Below are 17,295 nucleotides of genomic sequence, written 5' to 3'. Positions count from 1 at the left end.
TCTGTGAAATAGATTATCCACACTAACTTTTTATGGTTCTGCAATGCTGTTTATACTAAGAGTACAGAGTCTTTGTATTGGGGCAAAACAACAAAAGGCATTAAGCGTTACCACTTAATGCCTTTGTTTGTGTTGTCAGTTTGACCGATTAAAGTAAAGTCTTGAACTTCTCTTCGAGCTTGTCTTTTGATGCAGCACCAACAAACTTGTCTACCAACTCACCATTCTTGAAGAAGAGGATTGTAGGAATGTTGCGCACACCATAGTCGATAGCGATGTCGTCGTTATCTTCAATGTTGCATTTACCAACAACTATCTTGCCATCGTAATCGTTTGCCAATTCTGAAATGATTGGGCCAATCATCTTGCAAGGGCCACACCAAGTTGCCCACAAGTCTACTACCAATGGCAATTCGCCATTCTTATAACTCTCAAAGTTTGCGGTTGTAATTTCTACTTCCATGTTTTTTAGATTTTTTTGTTAAACAATTATTCTGTACTATTTATGTTCTTCCAAACACTGTGCCAACTTTTCGGATATGTCAGTTTATCTTATAACCCATATTTTCTTCGTTGGCAATAAAGTCAAGCAACGCACGGTCTACATTCACACCCTTATTGCGACAATGAAGGGTTACCGACGACCGGTCGGCAGTATGCAGTTCTATGTAAAGCTGTGTGCTTCCCTCGTTTTGTTCTACGAGCGTAACAAGGTCGGAAACCGTTTGGTCGTTCACAGACGAGGCATCTACCGAAATCGTAAAACGTTCTAACCTGTGTGCTTTCACATCATAAAGTTGTTCCACATTCTGCACTTTCAGTTCGTAAAGATTGCTGTTACGATAGCGAGGCTGACATTTTGCCGTTACAAAAATTGTATAGTTTTCCTTCATCAGTCCGTTCCATCGTGCCCAGTCGTCGCCAAACAACGCTAATTCGCCCGAGCCTTCAAAGTCTTCTATCGTAACAAAACCGAAAGGTTTACCCGTTTTTTGCGAGAAACGCTCGTTCACTGCGGTAATTATTCCACCGAAAGTTATCTCTTCGCGCTTCGACAATTGTTCCATATCAGCACCACGTCCGATTTCTTCGGTGTGTGTGTTGCATAGATTATTCAATATTACGCTGTACTCGTCTAAGGGGTGTGCAGAAAGATAAATCCCCACCAATTCACGCTCTTTGTTCAGTTTTTCAATGCTTGGCCAGCGGTCGGTTTTAGGCACAACGGGCTGTGCTATCTCGACAGCATCGTCGCCACCGAAGAGCGAATTTTGCATCTGCGCCTTCTCTTGCTGGAACAACTGTGCATAGCGAACCAAAGAATCGAGGAACGTTACCCCTTTTGAATTAACACCGAAATACTCTTCTCGTTGTAATCCGAAGCTATCAAAACCACCGCTATAAGCCAAACTTTCGAAGGCTTTGCGGTTCACATTGTTAAGGTCGATACGTTCGGCGAAGTCGAAAATGCTCTTATAAGCACCATTCTTCTCACGCTCGTTCACAATTGCCGTAGCAGCACCGGTTCCCATTCCTTTAATGGCAGAAAGTCCGAAACGAATTTCACCTTTCTTATTCACACCAAAACCCATCTGACTTTCGTTTACATCAGGACCCAAGGTCGATATTTTGAGTGCCTTGCACTCTTCCATCAGCTTCGTAATTTCGGTAATCTGGCTGAAACGGCGTGTCATCAAGGCAGCCATAAATTCGGCCGGGTAGTGTGCTTTCAAGTAAGCAGTTTGGTAAGCTACCCAAGAATAGCAAGTGGCATGCGACTTATTGAAGGCATAACTGGCAAATTTTTCCCAGTCGCCCCATATCTTTTCCAACACTTCGGGGTCGTGTCCGTTTGCCTTTCCTTGCGCAAGAAACTTAGGTTTCATTTGGTCTACAATGGCTTTCTTCTTCTTACCCATTGCCTTACGCAAAGCATCGCTCTCGCCACGAGTAAAGTTTGCAAGCTGACGACTTAACAACATCACTTGCTCTTGATAGACCGTAATGCCATACGTGTCCTTCAAATATTTCTCCATACAAGGAATATCGTACTTCACCAACGCTGGGTTGTTCTTGCGTTTAATGAAGTCCGGGATATAATCCATTGGTCCCGGACGATAAAGGGCATTCATCGCAATAAGGTCTTCAAACACGGTTGGGTGCAATTCGCGCAGATATTTCTGCATACCCGCCGATTCAAACTGGAATGTTCCTACGGTTTGCCCCCTTTGATAAAGCTGATAAGTGAGTTCGTCGTCGATTGGTATGTTGTCGATGTCTATTATATCGCCGGTGGTTTGCTTGATTACTTTGCAGGCTTCCTTTATCTCGGACAGTGTTTTCAGTCCGAGGAAGTCCATCTTTATCAGTCCTGTTGTTTCAATAACGTGCCCATCATATTGGGTAACAGGCACTTTTTGGTCGGGGAAATCAGGGTCGGTTGCAGTAGATATTGGCACCCATTCGCTGATAGGATTACGGCAAATAATGAATCCGCAAGCGTGAATACCTGTTCCACGCACCGTTCCTTCCAACATCTTTGCATACTTAATCGTGTTGCGTTCTCGTGCATCTTCGCTCACTTCAGCCTCCTGCAACAGTGGTGTACAGGCGATGGCGTTCTTTAAATTCATCTTCATACCATCGGGCAGACGCTCGGGAATGGCTTTACAAAGACGGTTTGAAATCTCCAACGGCAAGCCTTCCACACGCGCAACATCTTTAAGCGAGTTCTTGGTTGCCATAGTAGAATAGGTAATGATGTGAGCACAGTTCTCCTCGCCATACTTGTCCATTACCCATTGCAGCACCCTTCCGCGTCCGTCATCGTCGAAGTCTGTATCAATATCGGGAAGATTGACACGGTCGGGATTTAGGAAACGTTCAAACAGCAAGTCATATTTCAAGGGGTCTATGCGCGTTATTCCCAAGCAATAAGCCACCACGGAACCTGCTGCCGACCCACGTCCGGGACCCACCATTACGTTAAGCTCGGTTCGAGCAGCATTAATAAAGTCTTGCACGATAAGAAAGTAGCCGGGGAAACCCATTGTTTTCATAACGTGCAACTCAAACGTTATCGCCTTCTGAACATCTTCGGGAATAGGGTCGCCATAGAGTTGCTTTGCACCATCGTGTGCCAACTTCGCCAAGTAGTCAGCCTCGAACTTAATGCGGTAAATCTTTTCGTATCCGCCTAAACGTTCAATTACTGCCTGTCCGTCCTCGGGAGAAAGCTGATTTTCGCCATTCTCGTCAGTAGTAAACTCGTCATAAAGTTGCTGTTCGCTGAACTTCTTTCGCCATTTTTCTTCTGTACCAAAACTCTCCGGAATGGGAAAGAAAGGCATAATAGGACCATTGTCTATGCTATACAACTCTACCTTATCAAGAATTTCCAATGTATTGCTTAACGCTTCCGGCAAATCAGCAAATACTTCGTTCATCTCTTCCCGCGTTTTGAACCACTCTTGCTTAGAGTAACGCATTCGTGTAGGAGAGTTTAAGTCTTCTTGAGTAGAAAGACAGAGTAGGTGGTCGTGTGCTTCTGCCGTCTCTTTGTCTTCAAAATGGCAGTCGTTGGTACACACATACTTAATCCCGTATTCCTTTGCAAACTGCAAAAGCACACGGTTTACCTTTTGTTGCAAAGGGAAAGCTTCACGATTGGCCAACAGCGTCGGGTCTTTCACTTCGTGTCGCTGCAGTTCAAGATAGAAATCATCGCCGAAAACCCGCTGATACCATTCCACTGCTTCACGAGCAGCAGCCATGTCTCCCTTCAATATATTGCGTGGAACTTCGCCTGCCAAGCAAGCTGTACACACGATTAAGCCTTCGTGATACTTTTCCAAATCGGCACGGTCGGTACGCGGACGATAATAATAACCATCTACCCACGCATGTGATACCAATTTAATAAGGTTCTTGTAACCTTGGTAGTTCTTCGCCAATACAATAAGGTGGTAGCCGGAATTGTCGTGCATCTCTTTCACCTTGTCTTCTTTGCGTCGCCGAGCTACATACATCTCGCAACCGAAAATAGGTTTAAAAGGCTCTTCACCGTTCTTTTTACGTACTTTATTTATATTGGCACAATAATCAGAAAACTCTTTTATTCCGAACATTACACCGTGGTCGGTAATAGCCATACCTTTCATTCCATTGTTCACAGCCTTATCAACAAGATACGAAATCTTCGACTGACCGTCAAGGATTGAATAATGTGTATGTACGTGTAAATGTACGAAATCTTCCATTTTATATGAGTGCTGTTTTTGAGTTTCAAAGATACAACTTATCGACGACATAGCCAAAGAATAAGAATAAAAATTTGTGAGACTAATAAAAAATAATTATCTTTGCATTCATTTAAAACCGTACTCTCACAGAATGGGAAAGATTAAGAGGAAACTCAAGAAGATAAGACTACATCACGAAGGCACAGACCAGCTTCTGTATGGAGGCATTGCAATAGGGCTGATAGCTCTGTTGCTGTGGTTCGGCATAGAAAATAAAATACCTTTTTGGATATTTATTGCAACTTTTGGAACCATCTATAGCATTGTTCTGAACTTCTATCGCTGTCCAATTCGCTATTTTGGCGGAGAAGATACCGACAAGATAGTCGTCGCTCCGGCTGACGGACACATCGTTGTGATAGAGGAAGTGGAAGAAAACAAGTATTTCCACGAACGCCGTATTATGGTTTCTATCTTTATGAGTCTTTGGAACGTGCATGCCAACTGGTTTCCTGTAGACGGAACTGTAAAGTTCGTGAAACATTTTAATGGCAACTACCACAAAGCATGGCTGCCAAAAGCAAGCGAAGAAAACGAGCATGCGGACATCATCATCACAACTCCTGACGGTAAAGACATTCTCTGCCGACAGATTGCCGGCGCAGTTGCACGCCGCATTGTTACCTATGCAAAAGAAGGAGAAGAATGTTTCATCGACGAACACATGGGCTTTATTAAATTAGGTAGCCGCGTAGACGTATTCTTGCCTATAGATTCTGAAATCTGTGTAAAGATGGGACAATCTACCACAGGCGACCAAACAGTAATCGCAAAACTTAGTTAAGCCTATAAAGAAAGGTGGAAAATGGCAATTAAGAAACACATACCCAACACAATAACTTGCTGCAACCTCGTTTCCGGCTGCGTGGCTATTGCATACGCTTTCAGCGGTAATATTGAACTATCGTTTACTTGGATTATCATTGGAGCTGTGTTCGACTTCTTCGATGGTATGTCTGCACGACTGTTAAACGTCAGTTCTCCGATTGGGAAAGAACTCGACTCGCTTGCCGATGTCATTACTTTTGGTGTGGCACCATCAACTATTTTGTTCAGCGAACTGAGCGTTATGAGCTATCCATCTATACTTGAGCCGCTACGCCCCATACTTCCTTTCACGGCATACATCATAGCAGCATTCTCTGCCCTACGGTTAGCGAAATTCAATCTCGACGAACGGCAAGCACTCGGATTTATCGGGCTGCCAACGCCGGCTAATGCTCTCTTTTGGGGTTCGCTCATCATTGGTGCAGGAAAGTGGTTAGAAGCTACTCCGTTTATGGTTTTCTTCCTTTTAGGCGGCATTCTTATCAGCTCTTGGCTGATGGTTTCAGAAATACCAATGTTTGCACTTAAATTCAAGGAATGGGGTTGGAAAGGCAACCAAGTAAAATACATTTTCCTGCTCACTTGTATTCCTTTACTGGTAATATTCGGTATTGCGGCATTGGCAATCATCATTGCATGGTATGTCATAATATCGTATATCATAAAAAAATAAAGGTATTTTTCCCTTATTCTATGTTGATTTTATAAATAAAAGGCTATGATTTTATTAAAGTTTATATTCTTTATATTCATTGCAGTTTTCGTTATGTTGCTGTTCATTGCCTATAAATTTTACAAGGTAATAACACGCACGCGACGCAGATTTCGCCCCGAAGACAGAGAAAAAGGGGTGAATGTAAACGGCAATACCATAGTAGACCATCGTCCGGACTACAAACGCAACAAGCAAGTTATAGGCGACGACGAAGGCGAATATGTTGATTTTGTTGATAGCGACACTACTTCTGAAAATAAAAAGCTCTGACAATAACATTTTATCGTTCTATAAAAAGACACTGACAAGATAGGTTTCCATAAAATCTTGTCAATTCCATACAAAACCGCCCAATAAGTTTCTATCAACTTATTGGGCGGTTTTGTATATTATCAGTAATTCTACCATTTTGTTGAAATAACATGGGTTCGGCATAAGAAAGCAGATTAAGCAAGTAATCTCACAGGTGTTTTTAAGCAAGCTCGCTAATGAAATATTGAGCGTTTTTCGGCTTAACTTTGTAAAGATAATTCTGTTAAAAAAGTGATATAATCGCTTTGGCGTTGCGAAACCGTAGGTTTTGCGTTGTAAAACCTACGCTTTTACCGTGCAAAACCTACGGTTTTGGAATGCAAAACAATAGGTTTTGTAATGCGCTGATGCAAAGATAGTTACACAACAGCTACTCTTGCGAAAAATATTTACACATTTATCGCCTTATTTTCGTTCTTTTCTCGTTTCTCAAAAAGTGCGTTTTCTCGCCATGGCAATGCTTAAATAAATTTGGCATTGCGCATTTGGCAGCTTGCAAACGTTCTTTTCTCGTTCCTCGAAAAGTGCGTTTTCTCGCCATGGCAATGCTTAAATAAATTTAGCATTGCTCATTTGGCTAAACGAAAACGTTCATGAATAACACGAATTCGGTGTAAGAATTTAAGGACGAAGTTACTTCCACTTCTTATTGATTATAAGCATATTAAATCATTATCAACACTTTCTTTAAATCTCTTAATTAATAATATACTGGCACAATTCTTATATCGAACTCACATTGAAATACGACAAAACGACAAATTTATCGCCTTAATAGTTCCTTATAAAAGAAGAAATATCATGCAAATAAATTTATTTGCAACAATATTTTCCGTTTTGATGATATTTTATTACTTTTGCAAAACACCACCTAACAATACTATTTACTAACATTTAAAATTATGAAGAAAATTGTAGAAAAAACTTTGTTGCTGCAATTCTTGCTCTTTTTAGCAGGAATATTGCAGCCGGTACAAGCACAAGAAATTGTTTTGAAAACACAATTAGAGACAAATTCTGCCAAATCTATTTTGTTTAAACTCAAAATCAATGCACCTAAAGGAGCTACATACTATATTGATTATGGAGACGGAACAGAAAAAACAACCAAAAAGGGTAGCGGATACAACGAATATACAGACCACCATTTGCCGATATGGCAAAAGTTAAAGTACACGAAGTGAAAGTATGGGGAGCCGATTTCACGGAGTTTATGGTCATCAGCAACCAGCAAGTAACCGAAATAAACTTAACAGACTGCACCGAACTGACAAGTTTCTCATGTGCAAATAGTTTGCTAAAGAAACTCGACCTATCGAAATGCACAAAGCTAAAGAAAGTAATTTGTAATGCAAACGAAATAGACAAACTACTTATTCCTGACAACGTTACATGGTTAGACTTTAAACTAAACAGACTCGCACTTGCCGATTTCCCAAAGAAAAACGGCATGTACAATTATGGACCTATGCGCCCTGCTTATTTAGCAAACGACAAAATAAAAGAACTAACAGTAGATTTGACCGACTTTTTGAAATACAACGAAACTACTTCTACATTTAAATGGTATCGTTATAATGGCAAAGGCAACAATGCCGACCCGGCAATGCTAATCGACCCGCAAACCTATAAAGAAGAAAACGGCGTATTCACTTTTAATCAAGCCGTTGAAGGAAAGGTGTATTGTGTTGTTGCCAACACTGCATTGCCACGTTTGAACAACATCAACGACCATTATGGCATTATGCTATAGAACTGAATGGCAAGTCGAAAGAATTGGAACAGGTACATGCAGCCTTCATTACCGATAAGTTTACAACCGATGGTTTACCTTTCGAACTTACGCTATCAAGCCTGAAAGACAACAGTCCATGCAACATAAACTGGGGCGATGGTGTAATAGAGGAAATAGTTTTAAACAAGGAAGCAAAGGTTGTTAAGCACAACTTCATCGATGCAAAGGTAGACAAACAACATTTGGTACAAATAGAATGTGCCGATATTGACTTGATGAAACTTCCTGAAGTATGCGGACTTATTCGTTTTGAAGCCGGCAACGTTGATAGTCCTGTAAAACGTTTGTTGCTCGACAACAACCGCATTGCAACGCTCGACCTTACTTATTTTAAAGAATGCGAAGAAATTTCTGCTAATGGTTGCTATGCCGACGAAATAAAACTACCCGCAACTGCAACCTTGAAGAAGCTGTCTTTGAATGGAAACAATATCACACAAATTATGCTTAGTGCTTACAAAAATATGGAAGAACTGAGTTTGGAACGAAACAAACTCACAGAAATAGACTTCAGCCGGCTCAACAAGCTCACAAAAGTGAATATCGAGCACAACAAAATCAGCAATTTAAAACTGAATGCCGATTATGCCAAACTCGCTGAAATGAAGTGTGGCTATAATGCCATTCCAATGTATATGCTGCCCGAAAAGAAGAATATGAACGTATATACGTATGCGCCACAAGAATCGTACGATATACCAACGGAGCTGATTAACGAGTACACGGTAGACCTTTCAAAGTTCAACAACTTAAAAGGTGTAACGGGCAAACCACAGCCTACGACATATATGTGGCTCACAGCCGACAACTCATCGACACCTATTATCAAAGCATTACATTACGACGAGAAAGACGGCATATTTACTTTCAAACTCCCTGCAACAACAAAAATGTATTGCAGCATGCAGACTGAAGCTTTCCCGGACTTAGCTTCAGACACCCAAAGCTACCGCACAAAACCTATTACAATGAAGGGTGTAACCAATAAGGTAAGCAATATAGAAAGTAACGAAAGGCAAATAGAAATCTATCAGTTCGCCAATGCCGTAACAGTTTCTTCAAAAAGCGATGTAACCGTACATATTTATAATGTTCAAGGCAAACAAATAGAAAGTCGCAAAATAAAAGCCAACGGTTTTGTAACAATACAACTACCTGCCGGAATCTATATTGCAAAGGTGCAAGGCATGAAGACAACGAAGTTTGTTGTATCATAATCATTATAAAAACACAACACACATTCTTTGTGATGGTGTAGCGAAATAAGAAGTGAACCCCAAAAGTCAGACAAAAAACTTTTAGGGTTCACTTCGTATTATACATTCGAAAATAAGATTATAAAGGCGTAAATATTTTTTAGAAGCGTACCTATCGTTCAACTGTCTCGCTGTCAAGGCATTACAAAACCTATTGTTTGGCATTCCGAAAGCGTAGGTTTTACCGGGCAAAACAATAGGTTTTGGTGAGTAAAAGCGTAGGTTTTGAAATGCCAAAGCGCAGTTATCACCTTTTAACAGAATTATCTTTACAACACAACCTCTGCCTTAAGCAATAAAGAAAGAACCATTCCATGCTAAATTCAGATTAAGTAATACGGAAAGAAAGACCTGTTCAAAAGAAAAAAGTGTAGAGGTTTATAAGTTTAACCTCTACACTTTTATGTCGGGATGACTGGACTCGAACCAGCGACCACTGGTCCCCCAGACCAGCATTCTAAACCTACTGAACTACATCCCGTTCTGTTTGATGGTGCAAAATTAGTTACTTTTTAAGAGATTAGCAAACTTTTAGAGTTATTTTTCTACGTTCCCGACTTTTATTTGTATTTTTGTATAGTGAAAGAGAGCTTATAATACTCCATAAAAACAGCAGAAAAAAAATAACGGTTAGATAGAATGCAATACAAAATAACACCTCCATCGCATATCGAAGATACCATACAGCTTCCCGCATCGAAAAGCATTAGCAATCGCGCACTGATTATCCACGCACTCGCAGGCGGAAACATTATGCCCGAAAACCTTTCTACTTGCGACGACACAGCAGTTATAACACGCGCTTTTAAAGATAATCCGTACGTAATAGACATTATGGCGGCAGGCACGGCAATGCGCTTTATGACTGCCTATCTGTCTGTTACAGAAGGCGAACACGTGCTGACGGGAACTGAACGAATGAAGCAACGCCCCATAAAAATATTGGTCGATGCGTTGCGTTTCTTAGGGGCAGACATTCAATATATGGGCGAAGAGGGGTTTCCGCCACTGCTCATAAAGGGCAAGAAGCTAAAAGGAGGCAGCGTAGAAGTAGCCGGAGACGTTAGTTCGCAATATGTTTCGGCATTGCTGATGATAGGTCCGACATTAGAAAAAGGACTCGAACTGAAGTTGTTAGGCAATGTTATTTCGCGTCCCTACATCGACCTTACGCTGAATTTAATGCATGAATACGGTGCCGATGCAGAGTGGACAGATGTTGATACGATTACCATTCGCCCCAAACGCTACGAAGAACGCAGCTACACGATAGAAAACGACTGGACGGCAGCCGGCTATTGGTATGCCATACTCACTTTGCTGGACGACCGCAAGTCGTGCATTCGCTTTCCGGGATTAAAAAACGGCTCGCGCCAAGGCGACTCTGCAGTAAAATATATATTCTCGTTATTGGGCGTAAAAACCAATTTTGCAGACAAGGAAATGGAGGAACTTACAGATGTAACCATTGTTCGTAAGCCTCGAATGTTGCCTCGATTGGAATACGATTTTAAAAATCAGCCCGACTTGGCACAAACCATGATAGCCCTCTGCCCTATTATGAACATTCCCTTTAAGTTTATGGGTCTAAGCAGTTTGAAGCTGAAAGAGACCGACCGCATAGAGGCTATGAAAACCGAAATGGCAAAATTGGCTATGTATTGCACGACTCGAACGATTCGGAAATTACATGGAATGGCGAACGTTGCGAAGTGGCAAACCCGATAGTAATAGACACTTACAAAGACCATCGTATGGCAATGGCTTTCGCCCCTTTAAGTATTAAGTTGGGAGAACTGACCATCAACAACCCTGAAGTGGTTTCAAAATCGTACCCACGCTTTTGGAACGACTTACGAAAAGCAGGGTTCTCCATAGAGGAGATAAAGTAAAAACGAAGTAAACTGTATATGGACATTATTATAATAGGTATCTTGGCAATTGTCGGAATGGGCGTGCTTGTAGGCGTTTCTACATGGATTAGCCGACGCAACAGCAACGAGCCCGACATCATTGTGCCTGCATCGGGCGATTGCGCTACTTGCAGCGGCATCGACGAAAGCTGCGAACAGACGTGCATGATGGAAGCTGCCACGAAAGAAGTGGAATATTACGACGACGAAGAACTCGACCGTTTTAAAGGAAAAGAGTCAAACGAATACACCGACGACGAAGCTGAAGAGTTCTCGGAAGTACTCAACACCATGCGCCCCGATGAGGCGAAAGGTTGGAACAGAAGCTTAATTCTTCGTGGAATCAATGTCCCCAACCAAATAAAAGACGAATTAATAGCGATGATTGAAGGCTGACAAACAAGAAAATACAATAAGTAATCGGCTTAAAAGACAATAAAAACAAACTTTCAGGAGTTTATTAATACGTGAAGTTTAGATACGCTAAATATATTTATATCGCATTCGTAGCAGTGCTTGCCATCGTTATAGCAAGCTGTTCTACAAAGAATAACACCTCGCAAACACGATGGTGGCACTCTTTCCATGCCAAATACAACACATATTATAATGGTGCACAGGCCTACATCGATGCATCATTGGAAAAAGAGAATGGCAATAAAGACAACTTCACGGAGATGATTCCGCTCTACACGGTAAGCAATAAGGCGAGCAAGGAATTAGGAAAAAGCAACTTTGAGCGTGCCATTGAAAAAGCAGAAAAAGCCATTGCGCGCCACAGCATAAAGAAAAAGCCGGAATGGAACAAGTCAAGGCGCAAGACGGAAAGAGACATTGAATGGCTATCGCGCAGAGAATACAACCCATTCCTTTGGAAAGCGTGGATGCTAATGGGGCGTTCGCAGTTTCATAAAGGGGCTTTTGAAGAGGCTGCCACTACTTTTGCGTATATGAGCAGGCTCTACCGAACACAGCCGGCCATTTATGGCAAGGCGCGGGCATGGCTTGCAAAGTCGTATATAGAGGCAGGGTGGCTTTACGATGCAGAAGATGTAATCCGCAATATGCAGCGCGATTCGATAGATTGGCGTGCGGTTCGCGAATGGGATTACACCTTTGCCGACTATTATATACACACGGGCGAACTCGAAAAAGCCGTTCCCTACTTGCGTAGAGTCATTAAACAGGAAATGCGACGTAAGCAAAAAGCACGCGAATGGTATCTTATGGGACAAATTCAGGCTGCTCTTGGCAATAAAGATGCAGCTTACAACGCATTTCAACACGTTATTCGTGCCAACCCACCCTACGAGTTGGAGTTTAATGCGCGCGTTGCAGCAACCGAAGTGATGGCAGCAGGACAAGCCAAACAAATGGTGAGCCGCCTGAAACGTATGGTTGCTTCCGACAAAAACAAGGAGTATCTCGACCAAGTATATTACGCAATGGGCAACATCTACCTTGCCAATAAAGATACAGCAAACGCTATTGCCGCCTATGAGCAAGGCAACAAGAAGTCCACACGTAGCGGAATAGAGAAAGGAGTATTGCTTTTGCGACTTGGCGACTTGTATTGGGCAAAGGAAAAGTTCAGCGATGCCCGCCGCTGCTACAACGAAGCCCTTGGTTTGTTGGACAAAGACCGCAAAGACTATGAACTGTTGTCGGAGCGTGCAAAGGTTCTTGACGAACTGACGCCGCACACCGAAGCGGTACATCTGCAAGATTCGCTGCAATATCTTGCGAAATGCCCGGAAGCAGAACGCTTTGCAGCTATCGATAGAGTAATAAACGAACTTAAAAAGAAAGAGAAAGAAGAACGAAACAGGTTGTCCGAGCAAGAAGCAGCTCAGCAAATGGCACAAAACGGAGGCATTGACGCCAACAACGAGAACGCTCTTAGACGCTCTACCGTTTCTAACAGACAAGGACAAGATGCCACATGGTACTTCTATAACCCCATGGTGGTGCAGCAAGGTAAAGCTACTTTCCAACAGTTATGGGGCAAACGTGAGAACATAGACAACTGGCAACGCATCAATCAGACTGTAGTTGGCAAAATAAACAATACGCTTGAACTTACCGATGCACAACGAGATTCCATCGCAAAGGAAGAAGCAAGGTTGGATTCGATAAGCAATAAAAAGGATTCGGCACAGAACGATCCGCATCAAGGGGCATACTATTTGGCGCAAATACCGTTTACGCCGGAGCAATTGGAAGCAAGCAACAAAATCCTTGAAGCCGGCTTGCACCATTCCGGTGTGATTTTCAAAGACCGTTTAGACAATCTTCGCTTAGCCGAAAAGGCTTTGCGCCGTGTCAGCGACAACTATCCTGACTACGAAGAGATGGACGATGTGTACTACCATCTCTACTTATTGTATATGCGTAAAAGCCAATCTGCCACCGCAAACAGTTACATAGACAAACTAAAAGCGAAATTCCCGAAGAGCCAATGGACAGCAGTGCTCACCGATCCATACTTTAAAGAGAATGCAAAGTTTGGCGAACACATTGAAGATTCGCTCTATGCGTCTACCTACGAAGCGTTTAAGAACAATCGTTTTGGTGAAGTTACTGCCAACAAACGCATTTCCGACGAACGCTTCCCTATGGGAGCAAACCGCGATAAGTTTTTGTTTATCGGCGGATTAAGCAAACTTAACCAAGGCGATGTTAATGGTTGCTTAGACGAAATGAAAACTGTTGTAGAGAAATTTCCACAAAGTCGCATCAGCGAAATGGCAGGAATGATTGTCAATGGCGTAGAGGCCGGAAAGAAAATCCGCAACAGTAAATTCGACCTTGGCGATGTTTGGAACTATCGCACCAATGTCTTGAACGATAGCGACAGTATAAAACAAGTGAAATTCTCGCCCGACAGAGACATTGACTTCAAGTTCCTTTTGGTGTATAACCCCGACTCTTTATCGGAGAACAAGCTGTTGTTCGAGATGGCAAGATTTAATTTCACAAGTTTCTATGTACGCAATTTCGAGATAGAAATAGAAGACATTGAGGGTCTGCACCAAATGAAGCTGTCCGGATTTAGAAGTTTCGACGAGGCTTTCCAATATGCACGCCAGCTCTTTAATAATAAAAATATAATGGCACAGCTAAGCAAAGACACCAAAGCCATTATTATTAGCGATAAGAACTTGCAGCTAATTGGAACGGCATTCAGCTATAAAGACTACGAAGACTTCTATGCAAAGCACTTCGCACCATTGCAAGTAACGAAGCGTTACCTTCTCTCCGAACCTGCCGAAGTGGCAACACCACGTGAGAAAGAGCGCGATTTGCAAGAAGAAATAGAAAGCAGGAATCCGACAGAAACCGATCTCAATGCACGCAAACAAGCATTAGAGCCCGTAGATAATGGTATGACGATACCCCTTGAAGAGGAAAAAACGACCGAAAACAATGGTGTCGCTCCTATCGAAATGGTTGTTCCTATTGAAGAAACTGAAAAAAAGAAGGAACCAAAGAACGTCATTGACAATACGGAAATGGTAATTCCAACAGAAGAAACGGCAAAGAAAAAAGAGCAAAAGAACGCCATTGACAATACGGAAATGGTAATTCCAATAGAGGAAACTCCGACTCAGAAACAGCAACCAAAGCCTGTTGAACCTAAAAAAGAGGAGAAACCGGTCGATAAGGACAAGCAAAAGGTTGCACCAATAGACAATAATGTTATGGAAATTCCTTTGGATTCTGAAACCGCTTTGCCTAAAGATACAGTCGGTACTCCTACCAATAAACCGAAGACAACAAAGGCAAAGGACAGCAGTAATCCTTCGGAAAAGAAGAAACAACAGCCTGCCGAGAACACTCAAAAGGCTCAGAAACCTGCCGAAAAGAAAGAGCAGCCGAAGAAAAAGAACACAGATGGTCCTGTAATATACTTCGACGACGATGTTAAACCTGTGGAAAAGAAAAAGAAAGAACCACAGAAACAACAGCCGCTCGATTACGATTTCGACGATGAATACTACGATTTAGGTGGTTTTTAGTTGAAAGCTGAAATATCAGTCAAAAGGTGTTCAGGCAACATTTAAATAACGAAAGAAAGGATAAAAACAAGATATGAGCAACGGACTTTTATTATGGGTAGACGATGAAATAGAACTTCTCAAAGCCCACATCATATTTCTTGAGAAAAAAGGATACGAGGTTGTAACTGTCAGCAACGGTGCCGATGCAATAGAACAATGTCGCACACAAACGTTCGACCTTGTACTTCTTGATGAGCAAATGCCCGGTCTGTCAGGGCTTGAAACCCTGCAGCAAATGAAAGAAATACAGCCTGCCACGCCCATTGTTATGGTAACAAAAAGCGAGGAGGAAGATATTATGAACCAAGCCATCGGCGCAAAGATAGCCGACTACTTGATAAAACCTGTCAATCCCAGTCAGATATTGCTGACATTAAAAAAGAATATCCACCGCAGAGAGATTGTAACCGAAGTTGCACAAACGGGTTATCAGCAGGAGTATCAACAGCTGGCAATGCAAATAAGCGACTGCCGAGACTTCAACGATTGGGTAGAGGTCTACAAACGATTGGTGAAATGGGAATTAGAACTTAGCAGCGCAGACAGCAATATGACCGAAATGCTCACCATGCAGAAAGAAGATGCTAACAACGGTTTTGCCAAATACATTGCTAAAAACTATCTTGACTGGGTTGCACCAAACGATGGAAAGAGCAAGGAGAAAGCATCTCGCCCTCTTATGAGTCCCGATATTTTCAAAAGTCGTGTATTTCCGACAATAGATAAAGGTGAGAAAGTCTTTCTAATCGTAATGGATAATCTTCGCGTAGACCAATGGCGCATCTTGTCAGAGGAGCTCGCCGAACTGTTCGACATAGAGGAAGACTTTTATATGAGCATACTTCCAACGGCAACTCAATACGCCCGCAATGCGATATTCAGTGGCTAATGCCGCTTCAAATTGCCCAAATGTTTCCTGATTTATGGATAGACGAGGACGAAGAAGAAGGTAAAAACTTGAACGAAAAACCACTTATTCAGACGCAGATAGACCGCTATCGACGCCATGACAAGTTCTCTTATCATAAAATTTTCAACTCGAATGGTGCGGAAAAGTTTATGCAACAACTTAAAAATCTGCAACAAAACGACTTAAATGTGTTGGTTGTGAACTTCATTGACATGCTTTCTCACGCTCGCACGGAAATGAAAATGATTCGCGAACTGGCAAGCGACGAAAGCGCATATCGCTCTTTAACATTAAGTTGGTTCCGCCACAACGTCCTCTCCGATGTGTTCCGAGAGTTGGCAAAGTCTGATTTTAAAATCATTCTAACCACCGACCACGGTTCTATTCGTACCGTCAAACCCATAAAAATAATTGGCGACCGAAACACAAACACCAATCTCCGCTACAAATTGGGTAAGAACCTGAACTACAATTCAAAGGAAGTGTTCACCATTAAGACGCCACAACAGGCACAACTCCCGGCTCTGAACCTCAGCACAACCTATGTCTTTGCAACAGGTGATAGTTTCTTTGCTTATCCGAACAACTACAATTACTATGTGTCGTACTATAAAAACACCTTCCAGCACGGTGGAATTTCTATCGAAGAAATGATAATTCCAATTATAACGCTAACGCCCAAAAGCGTTAAACTTACACAGAACGCAAAAAGATAACGAACAATGGATATTAAAATAGAAAGCCTTGCAACCATTCACGAGGCTGCAAAGAAGTTTATAGAAAACATCGGCGACAACAAAGTTTTTGCCTTTTACGGTAAGATGGGAGCCGGGAAAACAACCTTTACCAAAGCCATTTGCGAAGTTTTAGGTGTGGAAGACGTGATTACTTCGCCTACTTTCGCCATTGTAAACGAATATACCGACGGCAAAGGCAAGCCTATTTATCATTTCGATTTCTATCGCATCAAGAAATTGGAAGAAGTCTACGACATGGGCTATGAAGACTATTTCTACAGCGGAAACCTTTGTTTATTGGAGTGGCCCGAACTGATTGAGGACATTTTACCCGAAAATGCGGTCAAAGTAAAAATAGAAGAACAAGCCGACGGAACGCGTTTGGTGTCGTTCTAATCTGACTTCAATAGGGCAACGAAACCTATATGCAAATTCAATATCATAAGTAGGAATAAAAAATATGACGT

General features: G+C 42.1%; 13 protein-coding genes, 1 tRNA gene and 1 pseudogene. 12 read left to right on the top strand and 3 right to left on the bottom strand.

Translation table 11 applies throughout. The features are described from left to right. Window positions 1–148: 148 nt before the first annotated feature. Together trxA and dnaE are read right to left on the bottom strand one after the other, a co-directional pair. A complete protein-coding gene (gene trxA, locus JCM15124_RS08150) occupies window positions 149–463 on the bottom strand; it encodes a thioredoxin (protein ID WP_024999031.1) in 315 nt (104 codons plus the stop codon). A 79-nt stretch (window positions 464–542) separates the two neighbouring features. Then, window positions 543–4,259 carry a DNA polymerase III subunit alpha gene (gene dnaE, locus JCM15124_RS08145; RefSeq protein WP_024999030.1) on the bottom strand — a complete coding sequence of 1,239 codons (3,717 nt, stop codon included), beginning with the start codon at window positions 4,257–4,259 and terminating at the stop codon, window positions 543–545. 133 nt (window positions 4,260–4,392) lie between these two features. Between dnaE and JCM15124_RS08140 the strand changes: the two genes are divergently transcribed. From JCM15124_RS08140 to JCM15124_RS16650, 6 genes are all read left to right on the top strand, one after another. Beyond that, complete coding sequence (locus JCM15124_RS08140; RefSeq protein WP_024999029.1) at window positions 4,393–5,085, top strand: phosphatidylserine decarboxylase family protein; 693 nt, start codon at window positions 4,393–4,395, stop codon at window positions 5,083–5,085. A 21-nt stretch (window positions 5,086–5,106) separates the two neighbouring features. Further along, window positions 5,107–5,802, top strand: coding sequence for a CDP-diacylglycerol--serine O-phosphatidyltransferase (gene pssA / locus JCM15124_RS08135; RefSeq protein ID WP_036885252.1), 696 nt, complete (start codon window positions 5,107–5,109; stop codon window positions 5,800–5,802). Between the two features lie 45 nt (window positions 5,803–5,847). Next, complete coding sequence (locus JCM15124_RS08130; protein WP_024999027.1) at window positions 5,848–6,114, top strand: hypothetical protein; 267 nt, start codon at window positions 5,848–5,850, stop codon at window positions 6,112–6,114. A gap of 944 nt (window positions 6,115–7,058) precedes the next feature. Then, window positions 7,059–7,340 (top strand): hypothetical protein, encoded by a 282-nt coding sequence (locus JCM15124_RS16660; RefSeq protein ID WP_232220138.1) that lies wholly within the window; start codon window positions 7,059–7,061, stop codon window positions 7,338–7,340. Further along, window positions 7,313–7,909 carry a hypothetical protein gene (locus JCM15124_RS16655; protein ID WP_232220137.1) on the top strand — a complete coding sequence of 199 codons (597 nt, stop codon included), beginning with the start codon at window positions 7,313–7,315 and terminating at the stop codon, window positions 7,907–7,909. Before JCM15124_RS16660 ends, JCM15124_RS16655 begins: the two co-directional genes overlap by 28 nt. Before the next feature lie 23 nt (window positions 7,910–7,932). Then, window positions 7,933–9,168, top strand: a complete 1,236-nt coding sequence (locus tag JCM15124_RS16650; RefSeq protein WP_232220136.1) for a T9SS type A sorting domain-containing protein — start codon at window positions 7,933–7,935, stop codon at window positions 9,166–9,168. Window positions 9,169–9,613: 445 nt separating this feature from the next. Here JCM15124_RS16650 and JCM15124_RS08120 read toward each other — a convergent pair. After that, window positions 9,614–9,688, bottom strand: a tRNA-Pro gene (locus JCM15124_RS08120). 158 nt (window positions 9,689–9,846) lie between these two features. Between JCM15124_RS08120 and JCM15124_RS13805 the strand changes: the two genes are divergently transcribed. The 6 genes and pseudogenes from JCM15124_RS13805 to tsaE all read left to right on the top strand — a co-directional run bounded on the left by JCM15124_RS13805 (window position 9,847) and on the right by tsaE (window position 17,224). Next, a complete protein-coding gene (locus JCM15124_RS13805; protein ID WP_232220135.1) occupies window positions 9,847–10,935 on the top strand; it encodes a carboxyvinyltransferase in 1,089 nt (362 codons plus the stop codon). Further along, window positions 10,920–11,099, top strand: a complete 180-nt coding sequence (locus JCM15124_RS16640) for a carboxyvinyltransferase (protein ID WP_232220134.1) — start codon at window positions 10,920–10,922, stop codon at window positions 11,097–11,099. Before JCM15124_RS13805 ends, JCM15124_RS16640 begins: the two co-directional genes overlap by 16 nt. A gap of 18 nt (window positions 11,100–11,117) precedes the next feature. Beyond that, window positions 11,118–11,516 (top strand): hypothetical protein, encoded by a 399-nt coding sequence (locus JCM15124_RS08110; RefSeq protein ID WP_024999026.1) that lies wholly within the window; start codon window positions 11,118–11,120, stop codon window positions 11,514–11,516. A 71-nt stretch (window positions 11,517–11,587) separates the two neighbouring features. Next, window positions 11,588–15,139, top strand: coding sequence for a type IX secretion system periplasmic lipoprotein PorW/SprE (gene porW / locus JCM15124_RS08105; protein ID WP_024999025.1), 3,552 nt, complete (start codon window positions 11,588–11,590; stop codon window positions 15,137–15,139). Window positions 15,140–15,212: 73 nt separating this feature from the next. Further along, a pseudogene (porX, locus tag JCM15124_RS13800) lies at window positions 15,213–16,807 on the top strand (T9SS response regulator signal transducer PorX). A 6-nt stretch (window positions 16,808–16,813) separates the two neighbouring features. Further along, window positions 16,814–17,224 (top strand): tRNA (adenosine(37)-N6)-threonylcarbamoyltransferase complex ATPase subunit type 1 TsaE, encoded by a 411-nt coding sequence (gene tsaE, locus JCM15124_RS08095; protein ID WP_024999024.1) that lies wholly within the window; start codon window positions 16,814–16,816, stop codon window positions 17,222–17,224. Window positions 17,225–17,295: the final 71 nt, after the last annotated feature.

Origin of the sequence: Prevotella falsenii DSM 22864 = JCM 15124 (assembly GCF_000613945.1) — a bacterium.
Classification (GTDB): domain Bacteria; phylum Bacteroidota; class Bacteroidia; order Bacteroidales; family Bacteroidaceae; genus Prevotella; species Prevotella falsenii.
Note: the sequence above shows the minus strand (reverse complement) of the source record. Positions and strands in the feature narration are given on the sequence as shown.

Excerpts from the sequence above, each read along its gene's own strand:
- trxA (WP_024999031.1), bottom strand. The coding sequence starts at position 463 with ATGGAAGTAGAAATTACAACCGCAAACTTTGAGAGTTATAAGAATGGC.
- dnaE (WP_024999030.1), bottom strand. The coding sequence starts at position 4,259 with ATGGAAGATTTCGTACATTTACACGTACATACACATTATTCAATCCTT.
- JCM15124_RS08140 (WP_024999029.1), top strand. The coding sequence starts at position 4,393 with ATGGGAAAGATTAAGAGGAAACTCAAGAAGATAAGACTACATCACGAA.
- pssA (WP_036885252.1), top strand. The coding sequence starts at position 5,107 with ATGGCAATTAAGAAACACATACCCAACACAATAACTTGCTGCAACCTC.
- JCM15124_RS08130 (WP_024999027.1), top strand. The coding sequence starts at position 5,848 with ATGATTTTATTAAAGTTTATATTCTTTATATTCATTGCAGTTTTCGTT.
- JCM15124_RS16660 (WP_232220138.1), top strand. The coding sequence starts at position 7,059 with ATGAAGAAAATTGTAGAAAAAACTTTGTTGCTGCAATTCTTGCTCTTT.
- JCM15124_RS16655 (WP_232220137.1), top strand. The coding sequence starts at position 7,313 with ATGGCAAAAGTTAAAGTACACGAAGTGAAAGTATGGGGAGCCGATTTC.
- JCM15124_RS13805 (WP_232220135.1), top strand. The coding sequence starts at position 9,847 with ATGCAATACAAAATAACACCTCCATCGCATATCGAAGATACCATACAG.
- JCM15124_RS08110 (WP_024999026.1), top strand. The coding sequence starts at position 11,118 with ATGGACATTATTATAATAGGTATCTTGGCAATTGTCGGAATGGGCGTG.
- tsaE (WP_024999024.1), top strand. The coding sequence starts at position 16,814 with ATGGATATTAAAATAGAAAGCCTTGCAACCATTCACGAGGCTGCAAAG.